This is a genomic window from Granulicella arctica (genome assembly GCF_025685605.1).
GTDB classification, from domain to species: Bacteria; Acidobacteriota; Terriglobia; order Terriglobales; family Acidobacteriaceae; genus Edaphobacter; species Edaphobacter arcticus.
In genome coordinates, this window is record NZ_JAGTUT010000001.1 from 4,035,188 (window position 1) to 4,053,317 (window position 18,130).

The 18,130-nt window shown below is 60.8% G+C and carries 17 protein-coding genes and 1 tRNA gene; 13 read left to right on the top strand and 5 right to left on the bottom strand.

What is annotated here, in order from left to right:
- The first annotated feature begins 73 nt into the window (after positions 1-73).
- Complete coding sequence (gene uxaC, locus OHL20_RS17140; RefSeq protein ID WP_263384398.1) at positions 74-1,471, top strand: glucuronate isomerase; 1,398 nt, start codon at positions 74-76, stop codon at positions 1,469-1,471.
- On the opposite strand, the gene OHL20_RS17145 is transcribed toward uxaC, so the two are convergent.
- Positions 1,468-2,610: a histidine kinase gene (locus tag OHL20_RS17145; protein ID WP_263384399.1), complete on the bottom strand. Its 1,143-nt coding sequence runs from the start codon at positions 2,608-2,610 to the stop codon at positions 1,468-1,470. The two genes, uxaC and OHL20_RS17145, sit on opposite strands and share 4 nt — an antisense overlap.
- Before the next feature lie 33 nt (positions 2,611-2,643).
- On the opposite strand from OHL20_RS17145, the gene OHL20_RS17150 reads away from it, so the two are divergent.
- Entirely contained in the window at positions 2,644-4,071 is a 1,428-nt protein-coding gene (locus OHL20_RS17150) for a sensor histidine kinase (RefSeq protein ID WP_263384400.1), read from the top strand.
- Here the strand turns inward: OHL20_RS17150 and OHL20_RS17155 are convergent.
- A complete protein-coding gene (locus OHL20_RS17155) occupies positions 4,060-6,849 on the bottom strand; it encodes a PIG-L family deacetylase (protein ID WP_263384401.1) in 2,790 nt (929 codons plus the stop codon). The genes OHL20_RS17150 and OHL20_RS17155 overlap by 12 nt on opposite strands.
- Between OHL20_RS17155 and OHL20_RS17160 the strand changes: the two genes are divergently transcribed.
- The 7 genes from OHL20_RS17160 (at position 6,843) to OHL20_RS17190 (ending at position 14,424) form a co-directional block, all read left to right on the top strand.
- On the top strand, positions 6,843-8,339 hold the full coding sequence (locus tag OHL20_RS17160) for an APC family permease (RefSeq protein WP_263384402.1): 1,497 nt from the start codon (positions 6,843-6,845) through the stop codon (positions 8,337-8,339). The genes OHL20_RS17155 and OHL20_RS17160 overlap by 7 nt on opposite strands.
- Before the next feature lie 65 nt (positions 8,340-8,404).
- The gene (msrP, locus tag OHL20_RS17165) at positions 8,405-9,355 is read left to right on the top strand and encodes a protein-methionine-sulfoxide reductase catalytic subunit MsrP (protein ID WP_263384403.1); all 951 of its coding nucleotides are present in this window, start codon (positions 8,405-8,407) and stop codon (positions 9,353-9,355) included.
- Positions 9,356-9,409: 54 nt separating this feature from the next.
- Positions 9,410-10,120: a protein-methionine-sulfoxide reductase heme-binding subunit MsrQ gene (locus tag OHL20_RS17170; RefSeq protein ID WP_263384404.1), complete on the top strand. Its 711-nt coding sequence runs from the start codon at positions 9,410-9,412 to the stop codon at positions 10,118-10,120.
- Positions 10,121-10,211: 91 nt separating this feature from the next.
- On the top strand, positions 10,212-12,236 hold the full coding sequence (locus tag OHL20_RS17175) for a DUF1800 domain-containing protein (RefSeq protein WP_263384405.1): 2,025 nt from the start codon (positions 10,212-10,214) through the stop codon (positions 12,234-12,236).
- Positions 12,237-12,262: 26 nt separating this feature from the next.
- On the top strand, positions 12,263-12,970 hold the full coding sequence (locus OHL20_RS17180; protein ID WP_263384406.1) for a ribonuclease HII: 708 nt from the start codon (positions 12,263-12,265) through the stop codon (positions 12,968-12,970).
- Complete coding sequence (locus OHL20_RS17185; RefSeq protein ID WP_263384407.1) at positions 12,970-13,695, top strand: PIG-L deacetylase family protein; 726 nt, start codon at positions 12,970-12,972, stop codon at positions 13,693-13,695. Before OHL20_RS17180 ends, OHL20_RS17185 begins: the two co-directional genes overlap by 1 nt.
- 519 nt (positions 13,696-14,214) lie before the next feature.
- Positions 14,215-14,424, top strand: a complete 210-nt coding sequence (locus OHL20_RS17190) for a hypothetical protein (RefSeq protein ID WP_263384408.1) — start codon at positions 14,215-14,217, stop codon at positions 14,422-14,424.
- A 74-nt stretch (positions 14,425-14,498) separates the two neighbouring features.
- Here OHL20_RS17190 and OHL20_RS17195 read toward each other — a convergent pair.
- Together OHL20_RS17195 and OHL20_RS17200 are read right to left on the bottom strand one after the other, a co-directional pair.
- Positions 14,499-14,575: transfer RNA gene (locus OHL20_RS17195), tRNA-Arg, on the bottom strand.
- Between the two features lie 45 nt (positions 14,576-14,620).
- Positions 14,621-14,896 (bottom strand): hypothetical protein, encoded by a 276-nt coding sequence (locus tag OHL20_RS17200; protein WP_263384409.1) that lies wholly within the window; start codon positions 14,894-14,896, stop codon positions 14,621-14,623.
- 72 nt (positions 14,897-14,968) lie between these two features.
- Between OHL20_RS17200 and OHL20_RS17205 the strand changes: the two genes are divergently transcribed.
- Positions 14,969-15,604 carry an HAD family hydrolase gene (locus tag OHL20_RS17205; RefSeq protein ID WP_263384410.1) on the top strand — a complete coding sequence of 212 codons (636 nt, stop codon included), beginning with the start codon at positions 14,969-14,971 and terminating at the stop codon, positions 15,602-15,604.
- A gap of 68 nt (positions 15,605-15,672) precedes the next feature.
- On the opposite strand, the gene OHL20_RS17210 is transcribed toward OHL20_RS17205, so the two are convergent.
- The gene (locus OHL20_RS17210; protein WP_263384411.1) at positions 15,673-16,155 is read right to left on the bottom strand and encodes a TlpA family protein disulfide reductase; all 483 of its coding nucleotides are present in this window, start codon (positions 16,153-16,155) and stop codon (positions 15,673-15,675) included.
- A gap of 31 nt (positions 16,156-16,186) precedes the next feature.
- Between OHL20_RS17210 and OHL20_RS17215 the strand changes: the two genes are divergently transcribed.
- The 3 genes from OHL20_RS17215 to OHL20_RS17225 are packed head-to-tail and all read left to right on the top strand — an operon-like array spanning position 16,187 to position 18,127.
- Complete coding sequence (locus tag OHL20_RS17215; protein ID WP_263384412.1) at positions 16,187-17,239, top strand: glycosyltransferase; 1,053 nt, start codon at positions 16,187-16,189, stop codon at positions 17,237-17,239.
- Positions 17,240-17,282: 43 nt separating this feature from the next.
- Positions 17,283-17,693 (top strand): 6-pyruvoyl trahydropterin synthase family protein, encoded by a 411-nt coding sequence (locus OHL20_RS17220; protein WP_263384413.1) that lies wholly within the window; start codon positions 17,283-17,285, stop codon positions 17,691-17,693.
- On the top strand, positions 17,690-18,127 hold the full coding sequence (locus OHL20_RS17225; RefSeq protein WP_263384414.1) for a 6-carboxytetrahydropterin synthase: 438 nt from the start codon (positions 17,690-17,692) through the stop codon (positions 18,125-18,127). Before OHL20_RS17220 ends, OHL20_RS17225 begins: the two co-directional genes overlap by 4 nt.
- The last annotated feature ends 3 nt before the right edge of the window (positions 18,128-18,130 follow it).

The window sequence follows — 18,130 nt, forward strand, 5'->3', positions numbered from 1 at the left end:
GTCCTGCACGCAGGATGAGGCCACTTTGGTAGGCTGCTTGGGACAGTATTTGTAGATATCAAGGTGAGTGAGAATGTTAGACAGTAATCGGCTTTTTCCTGCAGAGGGTGCGGCTCGCGCAGTCGCGGTCAAGCTTTACGACGTAGTCCGGGATCTCCCGATCATCAGTCCGCATGGACACACCGACGCGCGATGGTTCGCCGAAAATCAGCCCTTCAGCAATCCCGCAGCGCTCTTCATCCAGCCCGATCACTACATCTTTCGGATGCTGTACTCGCAGGGCATCTCGCTTCAGTCGCTGGGGATTCCAGACGCAGCAGGGAACTATGACGCCGACCCACGCGAGATCTGGCGCATCGTCGCAAAGAACTACTTTCTCTTCCGAGGCACCCCAACGCGGCTCTGGCTGGACTACGTCTTCCAGTACCTCTTCGGCCTGACCGAGCGACTCGGACCCGACAACGCCGACGAGTACTATGACCTCATCGACCGCCGCCTGAAGACGCCGGAGTTTCTGCCTCGCTCCTTATACGATCAGTTCCGCATCGAGGTGCTCGCCACCACGGACTCGCCCCTCGACACGCTGGCCGCTCATAGCGCGATCCGCGATTCAGGATGGGCCGGACGGGTCATCCCCACGTTCCGGCCGGATGCCGTAATTGATATCGAGTTTGCGGGCTTCAAGGAAAATTTAAAAAAGCTCGGCGAGATCGCAGACGAGGATGTCTCCAGTTGGCAGGGTTACCTCAGCGCGTTGCGGACGAGACGCGCTTTCTTTCGAAGCCTCGGCGCCACAGCCACAGACCACGGGCATCTGACGGCGCGCACCGCCGATCTAAGCCTGCGCGAGGCAGAAGATCTCTACGCAAAGATCTACAGCGGCACAGCAGACGCAGCAGATGCAGAGCTGTTCCAGGCGCAGATGCTCACCGAGATGGCTGGCATGAGCGTCGAGGATGGGATGACGATGCAGCTTCATCCCGGCTCCGTGCGCAACCATAATAAGGCGCTCTACGAGCAGTTCGGACGAGACAAGGGCGCAGACATTCCAGCGCCCACCGAATATGTACGCGGGCTGCGGCCATTGCTCAACAAATTCGGCAATGACTCACGCCTCACGTTCATCCTCTTCACATTGGATGAGACCGTCTACTCGCGCGAACTCGCGCCGCTCGCCGGTCATTATCCCGCGCTGAGGTTAGGGCCACCTTGGTGGTTTCAGGATTCTCCAGAAGGCATGATGCGCTTCCGCGAGCAGGCAACGGAGACAGCCGGTTTTTACAACACAGTCGGCTTCAACGACGACACCCGGGCCTTCCTGTCGATCCCCGCCCGGCACGATGTAGCCCGGCGCATCGACTGCGCGTTCCTCGGAAGACTCGTCGCCGAGCATCGCCTCGATGAGGACGAGGCCTTCCAGGTCGTACAGGATCTCACCGTCAACCTCGTGCGCAAGGCCTACAAGCTTTAGCGCGGAGTCTCCTGCGTAATGATGTGCAGATCGACATGGGGAGCTTCCGAGGTAAAGCGCTGGATCGCCAGAAAGTAGAGATACTTTTTCAGCCCGGTCAGAGCCGAGCGTCCGAAGAAGACCTGCGTCAAACGGTGCTCCAGCGCAAACGCCGCAGCAGCAGACGCAACGCTGCTGCCTTTGAGGCTGACGACCTTGGCGCCCAGGTTGGTAGCGAACTTGATATTCGTATCGAGCGTGCGCCTGCAATCTGCGGAGTCATCCTTGGCGCTCTCGACGTGTAAAACATAAAACTCCGCATTGAGAGCCTGCGAGAGGCGCGCCCCGCGAGCGATCAGGTCCCGAGAAGCAGGATTGGCGCTGATGCACACCCCGACCTTCTCGGCGACGGTCCAGTGCGAGCCGAGGTGCTTGCGCTTCACATAATCTTCTAGCGTCTGGTCGACAGCCCGCGTGACCCGCTGCAAAGCCATCTCGCGAAGCGCAATGAGATTGCCCCGCCGAAAGAAATTCGAAAGAGATCGTTCCACCCGCTCCGACGGATAGATATCTCCGCGCCGCATGCGGGTCACCAGCGCTTCCGGCGTAAGGTCGCTGATGACAATCTCGTCGGCCCGATCCAGCACCCAGTCGGGCACCGTCTCGCGAACCGTGATGCCGGTAAGGCTCTGCACTCGCGGCGTAAGGCTCTCGATGTGCTGGATGTTGATCGTCGAAAGCACATCGATCCCCGCATCGAGAAGCAGAAAAACGTCATCGTAGCGCTTGGGCGTACGGCTGCCCTCAATGTTTGTGTGAGCAAGTTCGTCGATCAGGGCGACGACCGGCCTGCGCTCAAGAATCGCCTCAACATCCATCTCCTGGAACAGCGTCCCCTTATAGTCAATGCTCTTCTGCGGAACCAGTTCCAGCTTCTGTGCGAGTTCGGCAGTCCCGGCGCGGCCATGCGTCTCCACGGTGCCGATGACGACATCCTCCCCTCGGCCCTTGCGCCGGATACCTTCACTCAGCATGCTGAAGGTCTTTCCGACGCCCGGCGCATACCCCAGGAAGATCTTCAGGCGACCTCGCGGCACGTCCGGTTCACTCGCCGCAAGCCAGTCCTCGGGAGACTTTCTCGGGATGGTCGGCGTCGACATGATCGTAGAATTCTCCTTGTGAATACACAGCGCATGGTAATCCTGTCACGCTGGTCGGCGGCGATGGCAGCCCTTGGGGGAATTGTATCTATCTACCATCGCTGGCTTCACGTCAATCCGACCACGGTGGCGTTGACGCTACTGCTCTTCATCCTGCTTCTGGCGGCGAAATGGGGTCTGCGGTACGCAGTTGGCGTGTCGCTGGTCGCCACTGTCAGCTACAACTACTTCTTTCTCCCGCCGGTAGGGACATTCACGATCTCGGACCCGCAGAACTGGCTCGCCCTCTTCGCCTTCCTTGTGACGGCAGTGACCGCAAGCCGCCTGTCCGCGCGAATTCGTGAGGAAGAACATGAAGCGCAGGTGAGGCGTCGAGAGGTCGAGATCCTCTTCCATCTCAGCCGCGAACTGCTGCAGACCGACAAGGTCACCGAGCTGATCAACTCCGTGCCCAGCTCCATTGCGCTGGTCTCAGACGCTTCCGGCGTCCTGCTCTACCTCAGCGATGGAGACCGCCTGTACCGTGCGGGCGACGTCGGCCCGCGCATCGAGCTTCCGATGTTGCAGGAGCTGATGTTGATCTCGGTTCCGCGGAAGCTCGACGAAGGACGCGCCGTGGCGGTCTCTTTGCGCGCAGGAGTCAAGCCGCGAGGCGTGCTGATCGTGGCTGGCCTCTCCCTCTCCGACGGAACGCTCGATGCGCTCGCAGGTCTGGTGTCCATCGCAATCGACCGCGCTCAGGCGCTCGAAGATGTGACACGCGTCGAGGCCGCGAAGGAGAACGAGCGGCTGCGCAACGTCATGCTCGACTCGATCACCCATGAATTACGCACCCCCCTGGGCTCCATCAAGACCGCGATCACGACGCTGTTGTCCTCCGATGTCAACGCGGAGGATCGGCAGAAGCTGCTGCTAAGTGTCGACGAGGAAAGTGGTCGGCTGAACCATCTCGTGGCGCAATCGGTAGAGATGACGCAACTGGACAGCCGCGAGATCCAGATGCAGTTCGTGCCATCAACCATGGAGCAGCTCATCGCAACCACTCTAGCGCCACACGACGGAACGACACTGCACCAGCGGGTCCGTGTGGATCTTCCGAAAGACCTGCCGAAGGTCCTCGCCGACCCTGCATGGATCGCGAAGGTGCTCCAAAACCTGCTCGACAACGCCTGTAAATTCTCTGCTGCCGCAACGCCCATTACCCTCAGTGCGGAGGCGCGGGAGGGCGTCGTCGCCATAAGCGTAGCGGACAGCGGAATCGGCATCGACTCGCAGGATCAGGCCATGATCTTCGACAAGTTCTACCGCGCCCAATCCCCCAGCCAGCGTGTACCCGGCACAGGGATGGGCCTGTCGATCTGCCGCGCAATTGTTGAGTCCCATGGCGGATCGATCAGCGTGGTCAGTCAGCCCGGACGCGGCTCAGTCTTCACCTTCACGCTGCCGCTGTCACCTGCCTGAGGCCGCCGGATTCTTGCCGAGGCTAAGCATGTTGGCAAAGAGGCGATAGGCCCCGGGAACACCTTCAGGAAGCTGACGGTAAAGCGCATACGCAACGTAGATGTACGCGCCCTTACCGGTCCGCGCGTACAACAGGCCCCCTTCCTGCGGCGCCTGTTCGGGGTCGTGCGTCTCCGTCAAAGGAAGGTAGTGCGAGTCCCAGCTGGCGGCAAACCCATGGCCGCGCTCAGCCACCCAATGGTCGAAGTCCGCAGAGGTGATGTGGTTCGGCCACGCAAGCAGGGGATTATCCGGGTGAAGCAAGGTAACCGGCTGTGCCTCTTCCACAACGTTGTGGGCCGAGTCGCCCGGCACAGTGATCGGGAATGGAGCCTCGGCATCTCCATAGTGTGCCGTCATGTATTGAACGATCACCACGCCGCCCTCACGCGCATACTCCAGCAGAGGCTTTGAGCCTGCACCTTCGAGATAGGATTGCGCAGCATAAGCCCTTACTCCCAGCACGATGGCGTCGTACTGCTTCAGCTTCTCAGGAGTAACATCTTTCGCGCTAAGGATCGCAGGAGTGATGCCCAGGTACGGTAGATACATCGAGACCATGTCTCCCGTGCCCGGCAGATAAGCAATCTTCAAGCCCGGTGCAGTCTTCACATCGACAGCAGTCGCACGATAGGCGGCTGCCGTGTAGTCATTGGTCAACGTAAGGCCCCGATAGCCTACGGACCGGTACCCTTCGGCATAGTCGTGATGGTCCTGCGTCACCACGGCGATGAAGGTGGAGCGCTGCTTCGTGAGCCTGGCCGCATCAATCGTGAATGAGGCCGCCAGTGGCAGGGCAGTCCGCGTCGATGGCAGCTCCTTGGTTTCGATAGCCTCCCCGCGACCCTTCGCCCCGTTCTGCAGAAATAACGTGACCTTGTTCGCAGAAGCTGAAAACGGCGTACTGTCCATCAGCGCTTTCACCTCAAACGTCTTCTCGCCGCGGGGAATGATGCCGATCGTCGGCGACACAGAGACGGAAGCCGGAGGCACGGCTAACGCCGCCTGGACCGGCGCTGACGAACCTGGGCTAGCGACAACCGCCTTCATCTCGAGGCGCGTGCCCTCATCTTCAAAATATTGCGAAACAATAAGCGGCGGAGGTGTCGCAGGCGCATTGCGAAGCTTCCAATCGGACAGATCATAGAAGGGCTGCTCGATATTCGGGCGTGAGAAATAGGGCCGCGTAGCCGGAAATCCTGACAACGCCTTAATCTCCCGCTGCAAAAGCAGTTCGGGGTGAGAGGAGAGTGGAGGCTCATGTGTCGCAGGACTGTTCTCGGACAACACAACAAGCCCTTGGTCGCCTCGGTTCGAGAGCTTCATCGCGATTCGAGCCGAAGTCGACGTGGTCAGCAAGGGACTACTCGCCTGCTCCAACGTCGCCGTCATCGAAACGCCATGCGCCAGCAGCAGAGCGTCGTTCACCTGCACTCGCTTGATCCGCAGCTCATGAAGAAGATTGTGCCGCTGCCCTTCAGGTATGCCAGAAGCCTTGGAGTAAGCCAGCACGATCGTGTCAATCGCCTTCAGCGCCCGCCGCAGTGCCGGAATCGTAGCCTCCGGATGCTCTGCGGCGAAGGTCTTCTGTGCCTCAGCCAATTGCGTATCAATTTTAGTAAGCTCCTCGCGAAGCGAAGCAGGAGCACTCGGTGCCAGAGTCGCAATACCCGGCAGTGTCGTATCAACGCCGTCAAACAGCGATTGCTCGTTGACAGCATGGCCTCCGCCCTTGCCGACGCGGCTGCCCATCAACGTATAACCAGCGTCAAACGCTCCCGCAGGAGCAAGGCGCACACCGTTCCCGATCTGCGTCTTCTGCAGGGCGAGTCCCTTCCGGGCAAACTGCACATAGCTGTCTCCATCCATGCCGAGAGCAGTCGACTTCTCTCCCTCGTGAACCTCGACGGTCGCAACCGGCTCCGCAGTCGTGTCCACGCCAGTGACGTAGTTGTGGAAGCGAGTCGGGATCGTCTTACCGGTCGCATAGTCGAACATGCCGTCAGGCGTGACGCGGGAGAAGGGAACCCGGGCATACACCTTCAGTGGAGCCCACGGTAGCAGCCCCTCGGCGATCATCTCGGGAAAGACCTTCGGATCGGCAGCAGCATTAAAAACCTCCTGGCAGATCTCCCCGGATACCTGGTGATGGCCGTGACCATCCGTAGGGCCGCCGACAAACACGCTGGCAAGCACAAGCGGTCGGTAGAGCCGGACGGCCCGCACCGCGTCGTAGAGCACACGATCGTGCGTCCACTTGGCCAGCGTCTCTTCCTTCGTCTTCGAAAAACCAAAATCGACCTCAGTCCCGAACATCTGGTCAACGCCAAAGTAGCGATCGGCAGCCAGCAACTCCTGCGTCCGAATCAGCCCGAGCGCGTCATCGAAGTCCGCCGACATCAGGTTCTGTCCGCCCTCGCCGCGCGTCAGCGTCAGCATCGCCACTCGCGCACCCTGGCCACGGGATTCGTACGTAAGCAGACCGCCATCCTCATCGTCGGGGTGGGCAACGATCAGCATCATGCTGGCGCGGGTCCGAAGTTTCAACAGCAGTTGCTGCAGCGCGGGCGCACCATGATTGATCGGCAGCGTATCCGCAAGCGACGGAGCCGCGACGCGTTCTCCTGCAAGATTGGCCGGATCGTTCAGCGTCTGTGCGGCGCTACCAAGGGGTGCAAGCAGGAGAACCACAGCGAAGATGCACGGCGACGGAGCCCAGCGAAAACGGAAATTTGCCATTTCAGTTAATCTCTCACATCAGCCGCTACACTCAACCCATCGCCTCTGTGGACTCCAACTCGCCGACTCTCTCGCGCACCCTGACCCTCCGTGGCGCCGTAGCCCTCAACATGCTCGACATGATCGGCGTCGGCCCCTTCATCACCCTGCCGCTCATCCTCGCAGCCATGGGCGGCCCCCAGGCCATGCTGGGCTGGATCTTCGGAGCGCTGCTGGCGCTCTGCGACGGTCTCGTCTGGGCAGAACTCGGAGCCGCCATGCCCCACGCCGGTGGCTCCTACGAGTTCCTCCGGCGAATCTACCCCGGCGGCACCGGAAAATTTCTCGCCTTCCTCTTCATCTTCCAACTCACCTTCAGCGCACCCCTCTCCGTAGCCTCCGGCTGCATCGGCCTGAGCCAATACGCGACCTACCTCTTCCCGTCGCTCGCGGCTCACACCGTCACCCACAGCCTGCAGCTTGCGGGATACAGCGCCGCGATCTCCGTCGGCCCAGCCACACTCGTGGCCATCGTGACCGTGCTGCTGGCGGTCTTTCTCCTCTACCGAAAGCTGGCAGGCATCCAGCGCCTCTCCCTCCTGATGAGCGGGATCGTCCTCCTGACCATTGCATGGATTCTCGTCGCAGGTCTGACCCACGCCCACTGGCATCAGGCATTTACCTTTCCAGCCGGAGCGTTCACACTCAGCCCAGCCTTCTTCACCGGTCTCGGCTCGGCCATGCTCATCGCCACCTACGACTACTGGGGCTACTACAACGTCACATTCCTGGGCGGAGAGGTAAAAGACCCGGCCCGCACCATCCCCCGCGCCATCCTGATCTCGATCGTCTGCGTCGCCGGTATCTACCTGCTGATGAACGTGACGATCCTCGCCGTCCTGCCCTGGCAGCCGCTGCTCGGCGTACAGAATCTCGACGCTCGCCGAGCCATCATCTCCCTCTTCATGGAGACAGCCTACGGACCGCACCTCGGCCCCGCACTCGGAAAACTGGCAGCCGTGCTGGTGATGCTGACCGCCTTCGCAAGCGTCTTCTCCCTGCTGCTTGGCTACTCCCGAATCCCCTATGCGGCGGCCCGCGATGGCAACTACTTCCGCCCGTTTGGCCGGCTTCATCCCACCAAGCATTTCCCGCATGTCTCCCTGCTCACCCTGGGCGCTGCAGCCATCGTCTTCTGCTTTTTCTCGCTCAAAGACGTCATCGCCGCGCTGGTCGTTCTCCGCATCCTGCTTCAATTCTTGATGCAGCACGTCGGCGTGCTCTATCTCCGCCGCAGTCAGCCCGATCTAAAGCGGCCGTTTCGGCTCTGGCTCTACCCGCTGCCACCATTGGCCGCCCTCGCAGGATTCCTGTTTATCCTCATCTCACGCCCTAACTTCGAGCGCGAACTCCTCTTTGCGGCGTTTTTGATGCTGGTAGGAACTTTGATCTATTTCCTTCGCAGCAGGCTACGCCGATCCGATTTGTCCCATCCACGGCATTCTCTGTAACGTCTAAGTAACTAGTGGCGTCCTATGTTGCGAGACGGTCCAACGTCGCCGAAAGAAGGAAGTACATGCTCATTCGCAAATCCGAAGCTATCCGTTCGTCCGAGATCACACCGGAGACCGCCTTCTACGATCGCCGCAGGTTCATGACAGGCGCGGCGGCCCTTGGCGCAGGAGCCATCGCAACCGGTGTCTTCAACCCGGCCCACGCCTTCGCGCAGGATAAGCTGACCACCGTCGACAGCAAGTACACCGTGACCGAGCAGCAGACTCCCATGATCAAGGCCACCCACTACAACAACTTCTACGAATATGGGACGGACAAGACCGACCCGGCGAAGAACGCCCACACCCTCCACACCCGCCCCTGGACCGTCCAGGTAACAGGCATGGTGAAAAAGCCCCAGACCATCAACATCGACGACCTGATCAACTACCGTCCCCTTGAGTCGCGCGTCTACCGGCATCGTTGCGTCGAGGCGTGGTCGATGGTCATCCCGTGGGACGGCTACTCCCTGTCCGAGTTCATCAACTTCGTTGAGCCGCTGCCAAGCGCAAAGTATGTCCAGTTCTTCTCGCTGGTCGACAAGAAGCAGATGCCCGAGCTTCCCGGTGGCTACGACTGGCCCTACTCCGAAGGTCTGCGCATGGATGAGGCCATGAATCCGCTCTGCCTCCTGACCTTCGGCTGCTACGGCGAGGTGCTGCCCAACCAGAACGGTGCGCCGATCCGCGTAGTCACGCCATGGAAGTACGGCTTCAAGAACGGCAAGTCCATCGTGCGCTTCCACTTCACCGACAAGCAGCCCAAGACGACGTGGAGTCAGATCAACTCCAGCGAGTACGGCTTCTACTCCAACGTCAACCCGTCGGTAGACCACCCTCGCTGGTCGCAGGCCCACGAGCGCCGCATCGACGCCAGCCCGTTCCCGCACTCCGTAGCCACCATGCCCTTCAACGGCTATGCGGATCAGGTGGCAAGCCTCTACACCGGCATGGACCTCCGCAGGAACTTCTAAGACCCGCGTCTCTCTGCTCTTGTCGCAGAGAGGCCCACGCTACACTGAGCTTCCATGCCCACTCGCCTCATCCCCTACGTCAAGGTCCTCGTCCACCTGCTCTGCCTGACGCCGCTGGCGCTCCTCCTGCTGCGCTTCAAGCATGACGACCTCGGCGCCGACCCGGTCCAGACGATCACCCATTTCACAGGCAACTGGGCGCTCTACCTCCTGCTGATCTCGCTCGCTGTAACGCCCGTCCGCAGGCTGCACACGAAGCTCTCGAACCTGATCCGCTTTCGCCGCATGCTTGGCCTGTATGCGTTCTTCTACGCAACGCTGCACCTCGCTACCTACGTCTTCCTCTTCTCGGGATACGATCTCCCCACAGCGCTCGCCGGACTCAAGGCCGGCCATCCCGGCGAACTGGTCACCCAGTTCAAGCTCGTCTGGCCGACCATGTGGGACGACATCCTCAAGCGACGCTTCGTCCAGATCGGCTTCGCAGCGTGGGTCATCCTGCTCGCCCTCGCCATAACCTCCCCACAGTTCATGCTCCGCGCCATGGGCGGCAAAAACTGGCAGCGCCTCCACCGGCTCGTCTACATCGCTGCGATCTTTGCCGTCATCCACTTCTGGTGGCTCGTCAAGGCAGGCGTTCGCGAGCCATGGAAAGACACGCTCGCACTCGCACTGCTGTTCCTGGCGAGGCTCGTCTACATCGCCATCAAACGACGTTCCAAAGCTCAAGCTACGAAGGTTGGAACGACAACGCAGCCTGCATAGTCCCTCTTGCGAGCGAGTATGCTTGAGCTAAGCCGGTTATACGGTCGCAACTTTCCAGACGTACCCTCGTTTATCTGGACTAGAGGCACTTATGCGTACGCTTGCTCTCGTCTTCGCTGTCACGCTGGCCCTCCCCCTCTCCGCGCAGACTGTTCCGACCCATGCGAAGAGCAAGCTGAAGCTGCCTGTCCCGGCAAAAAACGCTCCGTTAGTGCCCCTCACCGACCGAGAGCGCACCGTACAGATGCTCAACCGCTTCAGCTTCGGCGCACGACCGGGCGAACTCGAGCGTGTCCAGGCGATGGGCGTTGATAACTGGTTCGAGCAACAACTTAGTCCCGGAGCCATCACCGATCCCGCCTCCGACAAACGGCTCAACGACTTTCCCACCCTCCGCATGTCCGCCGAGCAGATCCTGACCACCTTCCCCGACCGCGGCTACATCGAGCAGGTCGTCCAGGGCAAGCGGCCTATGCCCACCGACCCCCTCCTCGCGGCCATGTACGAGGTACAGGTCTACAAATACAACCAGCAGCAGGTCGCCAAAAAGCAACAGGCCACAGCCCCGGTTCCCGAGCCATCGGACGCCGAAAAAGCGAAGCAGAAGGCTGACGGCCAGGCAATCGCCGCGCGCATCGCCGGCGAACTGTTCGCCCTCCCGAAGGCGCAGCGGATGGTCGCGCTGACGAAGATGCCGGTCGACGACCGCATCGCCTTCACCACCTACGTCGGCGGCGACCAGAAGAACCTCCTCCTCGCCGAATTCACGCCTCGCGAACGCGAGATCTTCCTGGGCATGGCTGCCAACGTCAACGCCGCAGGGCAAGCCGCGCAGGAGCTCGCCCAGGCCAAATTCGTTCGTGCCATCCTGAGCGAGCGACAGCTGCTCGAGGTCATGACCGACTTCTGGTTCAACCACTTCAACGTCTTCATCGGCAAGGATTCGGACCAGTGGTACACCACGTCCTACGAGCGGGACGTCATCCGCAAGAACGCCCTCGGCAAGTTCCGCGACCTTCTGCTGGCGACGGCGACCAGTCCCGCGATGATGGTCTACCTCGACAACTACCAGTCCATCGGCCCAAACTCCCTCGCCAACGGAGTTGACCCGGCAAAGCCCAACGCCAGGAAGGGAAACAAGGGCCTCAACGAGAACTACGGCCGCGAGGTCATGGAGCTCCACACCGTGGGCGTGGCAGGCGGCTACACCCAGGCCGACGTCACCGCTCTCGCGTCGATCCTTACCGGCTGGGGAGTAGACCGCGCCAACCAGGGCGGTCCGTTCCTCTTCGATCCAAAGCGGCATGAGCCCGGCGCGAAGGTCTGGTACGGCACCACCATCCCCGACACCGCTCCGCAGGATGGCATGAAGCAGGGAATCGCCGCGCTGAGTGCGCTCGCCGCCAGGCCGCAGACCGCCCACTTCATCAGCAATCTCATCGCCCAGCGTTTTGTGGCGGACGAACCCCCGCCAGCCCTCGTCGACCGCATGACGGCGACCTTCCTCTCCTCCGACGGCGACATCAAGGCGGTGCTGCGAACGCTCGTGCAGTCGCCCGAGTTCAACTCGAAGAAGTACTTCCGCAACAAGGTAAAGACCCCCATGGAGTTCCTCGCCTCGGCCTTCCGCACCACGGCCACCGAGCCCAGCAACCCGCAGGCGCTCGTCAACACCATCAAGAGCATGGGCATGCCGCTCTACTACGCCCTGCCGCCGACCGGCTACTACATCACGGCGGATCAGTGGATGAACACCGGCGCGCTCGTCGACCGCCTGAACTTCGCCTACCAGCTCACGAACAACAAGTTCTACAACCAGAAGTTCGACTCGGCGCATGTCCTGGCGCTCGGCCTGATGTCCCAGCCCGCCGTCGCTGGGGATGCAACGCCACGGTTCACCAAGGCCCTCGCCACGGCTCCCGCTGCCCCCGAGGGCGGATCGGACGTAGCACTGCGGGTTCTGGAGGCGACCCTGGTTGGTGGCGAGGTCTCCGCGCAGACCAACCAGCTCATTCACAAGCAGCTCGCCGAACAGGCCCCGAACGCCAACCCAAGCGACACGCTGAACCTGCTCACCGCGCTCGTGATGGGTTCGCCCGAGTTCCAGCTGCGATAAGCTAATGGCAGGACGATAAGCTGGCAATGAAGGCTGCACAACGAACGGTCAAGACGGTAACCGCTGCCACGGCGAAGCAGCGCATGCTAAAGCAGCTCATCTGCAGCGACGCTCCCGAGCAGGCATTGCGGTATCGCGGCTTTCGACAGATCGCTGGCGTCGACGAGGTCGGTCGCGGCGCGCTCCTCGGTCCCGTCGTCGCAGCTGCCGTCATTCTTCCAGAGTGCATGGACGCGCTGGCTGAGGCTGGCCTGAAAGATTCCAAACAGCTCCCGCGCGAGGATCGCGAGCGTCTCGATCTCCACGTTCGCGACATGGCCCTTGCCGTAGCCGTGGCCGAGGTCGATGCCGAGACCATCGACCGCATCAACATCTATCAGGCCACCCGGCTTGCAATGCGCCTCGCCGTCGAGGCGTTGACGCTGGTTCCGGATCATCTACTGATCGACGCCATGCGACTCGATCATCGGTGCGCCCAGACAAAGCTCTTCTACGGTGACGCGCTCAGCCTCTCCATCGCCGCCGCCTCGGTCGTCGCCAAGGTGCATCGTGATGCCCTCATGCGGGAGCTTGACAGCGTTCATCCGATGTACGGCCTGGCCTCGCACAAGGGCTATGCAACGCCCGTGCATCGCCGCGCGTTGAAGGAGTTTGGACCATGCGTGCTGCATCGCCGCAGCTTCGCGCCGTGTGGTGGCACAATCGAGCTTACATTCGTGGAGATGGGTGACTGATGAGCTTGAAGATGATGTGTGTCGTAGCGCACCCGGACGATGAGTGTTTTGCCTTCGGTGGTGCGCTGGCGCTGGCAGCGGAGCGTGGTATCGAAACCTACGTCATCTGCCTTACCGACGGACAGGCCGCCACGAACCGAGGTGAGGCTGTATCGGGTGAAGAGCTCGGCAAGATGCGGCGCGACGAGTTTGCTGCCTCCTGCAAGGTGCTCGGCGTCAGGCATCACGAGCTTCTCGACTACCAGGACGCCCGCCTTGAGTTCGCCGACTTCTCTCGTGCGGCCGGACGTCTCGTAGAGCGGATGCGGCGCTTTCAGCCGGATGTCGTGCTGACCTTCGGCGGCGATGGCGCGCTCAACACCCACGCCGATCACATGATGGTCTCAAGCCTCACCACCGCGGCCTTCCACTGGGCCGGACGTGAGAAGCGTTACCCCGATCTTGCAAAAGTATTCCAGCCGACGCGCCTCTTCTATCTCAGCACGAACTTCTTCCTGCCCGATCGTCAGGCACCGCTGCCGATTCCGTGGTCGGTCAAGCTCGATATCGAAAGTGTCCGTTCGAAAAAAACGGACGCCTTTCGTGTGCACACATCGCAGGCGCCGCTCATGGAACGCACGAAGTCCCTCTTCGATACCTATGGCGGTGAGGAGTACTACGCTCTCGTAGCCACCGCAGAGTCGCAGCCCGCCCGCCTGTCGGTCGATCTATTCGAAGGGTTGTAGATAGCGCTTCGAAGGGTGCCAAAGCCGACCTCCGAACAGATCGATCCGGCGCATGCACGGCCGTCGCTGGGTTGCGTGCACTTCAGCGACGGCGACGCCCGCGGACGTTTTGATTCGTTTTCGTCTGTCGTTCGATCACCTGTATCCAGCTTCGGCGATGTGCATGCCGCACAAGCATGCCCCGGCTCTCTAGGTAGGCAACCCCCTCAGCCACGAGGTCAGCCTCAATATCGTTCGGTGCGATCGCTGTGTCCCACCACGGGTGCTCTTCTCCTAAGCTCTTCGCACTCAGACAATTCCGTCTGATCAAGCTGTAGGCAGATCGGCGATTTGTTACCGTCATCAGATCATTTCTCCCATCGGTTTTAGAAGATCGTTACTGCCTTGTACTTAAGTAACGCCTATGATGGTTCCCTGGATGCGATTCATCTCCAATTTAGTTACATAATTTTTGTGGAAACTAAATCCAAACTTCAACGTCTCGCGTAACGGCTACAACATCTACAGGTGAGGCCAACCATGGCGGCTTTCGGTGAGCGGGCGATTGCGTATGCAGAGCATGTGGCAGACGGTCTGCTGATTGTCTTCGTCGACGGAGAGTCTGCCGTCTATACGGCGAGTTTCCTGCGCGAAAACCTCCCCGAAATGAAGAAGACAGACCCGATACGCCGTCTGCCGACACTCATCTCTAACCCTCATCGGCACATTAACCGATCAGGTGATTCCTAAGCGGGCCAACGTGCTTTTCGGGCGAACGCTCGCCTTCAGTACGCCAGGAAGGATGAATTGCTTGGGGGAAGAACTGGTGCGCCCGGAAGGATTCGAACCTCCGACCCTTTGGTTCGAAGCCAAATGCTCTATCCAGCTGAGCTACGGGCGCGGTTGCTGATTCAGCGTACCTAAAACTTCGCCTCAGGGCAATGTCTTAGACTGCGGGTGCAGGCTCCGCAGGTGGTGGCGGCGGTGCCGGTGGAGCAAACATCGCCATCGTCTCGACGATGTCCAGACCCGCTCGACGCAGCAGCTGATGGATCACAGGCTCGGTCAAACGAGACGCGTCATACTCAATTCGGATCGTCTTCGATGCCTCGTCAAAGTCGAGCTTGCGAACGCCATAGATCTCGCGCAGGTTTGCAATGGCAAGCGTCGCCGCCTCGGATGGAGGAACACCGTAGCGATAGAGAACGTCCAGCTGAGTCATGCTGTGATCATAACAGCGGTCCATACGGTCCACGCTTCTATGGCTATCGAGCAGGATCGTTAGAATAGACCCATGACGACAGGTACGGAGAAGACTGCTGGCTTGAAAGCTTTAGTTGCGGGCGAGTTCGACGCCTTGATCTTTGACTGTGACGGTACCCTGGTCGAAACCGCCGGAGCCCACCTCGGCGCTCTGCGGGTCGGGCTTAAACACTACGGCCTCACCATGACCGACGAGTTCTACTATCCACGAGCCGGTCTCACTCCGAAGGCCCTCTTCGACGACTTCGAGCGCGAGGTAGTCGGCAATCCCATCCCGCGCAAGGAGGTCCTCGACCACTACAGCGTCTCCTTTCAGGACGGCCTGCATCTCCTTCAGGAGGTCTCCGTCGTGGCCGAGATCGCCCGAGCCTGGAAGGGCAAGGTCCCCCTGGCAGTCGGCTCCAATGGTCGCAAGGCCAACGTAGAGTCGACCCTCGGCGCAACCGGCCTCCTGCCCCTCTTCGACTTCATCGTGGTCGCCTCCGACGTAGCAGCAGGGAAGCCCGCCCCCGATATCTTCCTCGAAGCCGCTCGCAGAATGGCCGTCTCCCCAAATCGCTGCATCGTCTTCGAAGACTCCGACGAAGGCCTCGAAGCCGCCAAATCCGCCGGCATGGAAGGCATAGATATCCGTCTCGCCTACCGCCCCGCCTGGCGCAAGGACTAGGTGCCCCACCCAAACCCTGTCATCCTGAGCGAAGTCGAAGGACCTGCGTCTGCACTCGCCCGGCCCCATCAAAGCCTCGAAAGATACCCGATAATCTCCGGACTGGTCCAGTTCTGTGCATTCACAAACTTCCGCCGCAAAATCCCCTGCCGGTCAATGATGTACGTCTCAGGAATCTGCTGCGTCCCGTAGATTGCATTCACCTTCGCATCCGGATCGCGAACCGTCGTCACATGCACGTTGTTCTTCACCAGAAATCGCCGATACACGTCATCATCCTGATCCATGCTCACCGCTACGACCTTCACGTTCGGTAGCTGCTGCTGCATCGCCAGCAGGCTCGGAAGCTCCTCGACACACGGAACGCACCACGAAGCCCAAAGGTTCAGCACCACCACCTGGCCACGAAGCTTGCTCAGGTCAACCGCCGTAACGCCATCGGACATCGTAAACTGCGGGGCAGGCTTACCGATGTTTCCCGGATGACTCCCCCGTTCACATCCCGTCATCAGTACACTTCCCAGAACTACTGCTGTCCACACTCTGCGCACGGTTCGCTCCTGCTTCCTATAATACGAAGCTGTGACTATTGAGACGGAAGAATCGGTGATGGAACTGAGCGTGATCATTCCCGCTCGCAATGAAGCGCATCTGCTGCCCGAGTGTTTAGCCTCGCTCCTCGCCCAGAGCGAACCCGGTTTCCTGCTCGGCCGCGAATGGGAGATCCTCGTCGTCGACGACGATTCGACCGACGATACCCGGGCCGCCGCCGAAGCCGCAGGTGTCACCGTCCTCACCGCGCCACCGCTCGATCTCAGCCCGCAAGGCGGCTTTACCGGCAAGAACAACGCCTGCTGGACCGGAGCACAAACCGCTTCCGGCGCCTGGCTTCTCTTCACCGACGCCGATACCATCCACGAAGCAGGCGACCTCGGCCGAGCCCTCCGCGAAGCCGAACGCCACAAAGCCGCATTGCTCTCCTACTCGCCGCGCCAGGTCGTCACCGGATTCTGGCAGCGCGCCGTCATGCCGCTCGTCTTCTCAGAGCTTGCAAGCGTCTACTCCTCCAAACTTGTCAACGATCCCGGCAGCCGCCTCGCCGCCGCCAACGGCCAGTTCCTGCTCGTCGAGCGCGACGCCTACTTCTCCGTTGGCGGACACCGCGCCGTCGGCCCAAGCGTTCTCGAAGATGTCGCCCTCGCCCGCAACATCAAGCGCGGCCCGCGCGTTATCCGCTTCCGCTACGCGCCCGAAGCGCTCTCCTCCCGCATGTACCGCACCACGGCCGAGATGATCGAAGGCTGGACCAAGAACCTCGCCCTCCTCATGCCGTCGCCCATCGCCCTCGCCTTCTGGCGAGTCCTGGACTTCCTCCTCTTCTTCGGCCTGCCCATCCTCGCCTTCCTCGTCCCGCAGAAGTTCCCCTACCAGGGCTTCGTCTTCTTCCTCCTCTGGGTTCGAACCGCCTTCCGCTTCTACAACCGCGTCATGCGCGCCCACTTCTCCGCGCCCGACACCATCCTGTCCATCCTCGGCATCCCGTTCTTCTGCTTCCTACTCCTCCAAAGCGTCCTCCATCACCGCGTCAACAAGACCGTCACCTGGAAGGGACGAAGCTACAGAACTGGCTCGTGAGTGAATCCCCAACGCCCGAAACGCCGTCTAACATCGAGAACCTATGATCCTGCTCACCCGCAAAGCCGAATTCTCCTCCGCCCATTACTACTGGAACGACGCCTGGTCCGCCGAGGAGAATCTCCGCGTCTTCGGTAAGTGCTCCAACCGGAACGGACACGGTCATAACTACACCCTCGAAGTAACCGTCGCAGGCGAGATCGACCCAACCTCCGGCTTCGTAGTCGACCTCAAGGAGCTCAAAACCATCCTCGAGCGCGAGGTCGTCAGCGTCTACGACCATCGCCACCTCAACCTCGAAGTTCCCGAGTTCAAGACCACTATCCCGACCACCGAAAACATCGCCCTCGCGATCTGGAATCGCCTCGACGGCAAGATCCCCAACGCCCGTCTTCATCGCGTGCGCGTCTACGAAATGGCCGACCTCTTCGCCGACTACTACGGTGAGCGATGAAAGCCTACCTCTCACGGCGCTACCGCTTCAGCGCCAGCCATCGCCTCAACAGCGACAGCTACTCAGCCGAGCAGAATCTTGCCGTCTTCGGCAAATGCAATAACCCGCACGGCCACGGCCACAACTACATCGTCGAAGTCACCTTCGGCGGGCAGGTTGACCCAGTCACCGGCATGGTCTGCGACCTCGGTGCCCTCGACACCTTCGCGCACCAGCACCTTACCTCCATCTTCGACCTCGTCAACCTGAACACGCTCGATCACTTCAAAACGATGGTCCCCTCGACCGAGAACCTCGCCATCGTCGTCCATCGCATCTTCAGCGACTTCACCGGCGCAACGCTCACCAACGTTCACGTCGAAGAGACAGGCAACAACTCGTTCGACTACCCCGGCGAGATTGGCCCAACGACAGCAAGCACCGCCGCAGCATGAAGC

Coding starts and splice junctions, on each gene's coding strand:
- OHL20_RS17180 (WP_263384406.1), top strand. CDS start 12,263: ATGAAGGCTGCACAACGAACGGTCAAGACGGTAACCGCTGCCACGGCG.
- OHL20_RS17185 (WP_263384407.1), top strand. CDS start 12,970: ATGAGCTTGAAGATGATGTGTGTCGTAGCGCACCCGGACGATGAGTGT.
- OHL20_RS17155 (WP_263384401.1), bottom strand. CDS start 6,849: ATGGCAAATTTCCGTTTTCGCTGGGCTCCGTCGCCGTGCATCTTCGCT.
- OHL20_RS17220 (WP_263384413.1), top strand. CDS start 17,283: ATGATCCTGCTCACCCGCAAAGCCGAATTCTCCTCCGCCCATTACTAC.
- OHL20_RS17175 (WP_263384405.1), top strand. CDS start 10,212: ATGCGTACGCTTGCTCTCGTCTTCGCTGTCACGCTGGCCCTCCCCCTC.
- OHL20_RS17170 (WP_263384404.1), top strand. CDS start 9,410: ATGCCCACTCGCCTCATCCCCTACGTCAAGGTCCTCGTCCACCTGCTC.
- OHL20_RS17225 (WP_263384414.1), top strand. CDS start 17,690: ATGAAAGCCTACCTCTCACGGCGCTACCGCTTCAGCGCCAGCCATCGC.
- OHL20_RS17150 (WP_263384400.1), top strand. CDS start 2,644: ATGGTAATCCTGTCACGCTGGTCGGCGGCGATGGCAGCCCTTGGGGGA.
- OHL20_RS17190 (WP_263384408.1), top strand. CDS start 14,215: ATGGCGGCTTTCGGTGAGCGGGCGATTGCGTATGCAGAGCATGTGGCA.
- OHL20_RS17205 (WP_263384410.1), top strand. CDS start 14,969: ATGACGACAGGTACGGAGAAGACTGCTGGCTTGAAAGCTTTAGTTGCG.
- OHL20_RS17200 (WP_263384409.1), bottom strand. CDS start 14,896: ATGACTCAGCTGGACGTTCTCTATCGCTACGGTGTTCCTCCATCCGAG.
- uxaC (WP_263384398.1), top strand. CDS start 74: ATGTTAGACAGTAATCGGCTTTTTCCTGCAGAGGGTGCGGCTCGCGCA.
- msrP (WP_263384403.1), top strand. CDS start 8,405: ATGCTCATTCGCAAATCCGAAGCTATCCGTTCGTCCGAGATCACACCG.
- OHL20_RS17145 (WP_263384399.1), bottom strand. CDS start 2,610: ATGTCGACGCCGACCATCCCGAGAAAGTCTCCCGAGGACTGGCTTGCG.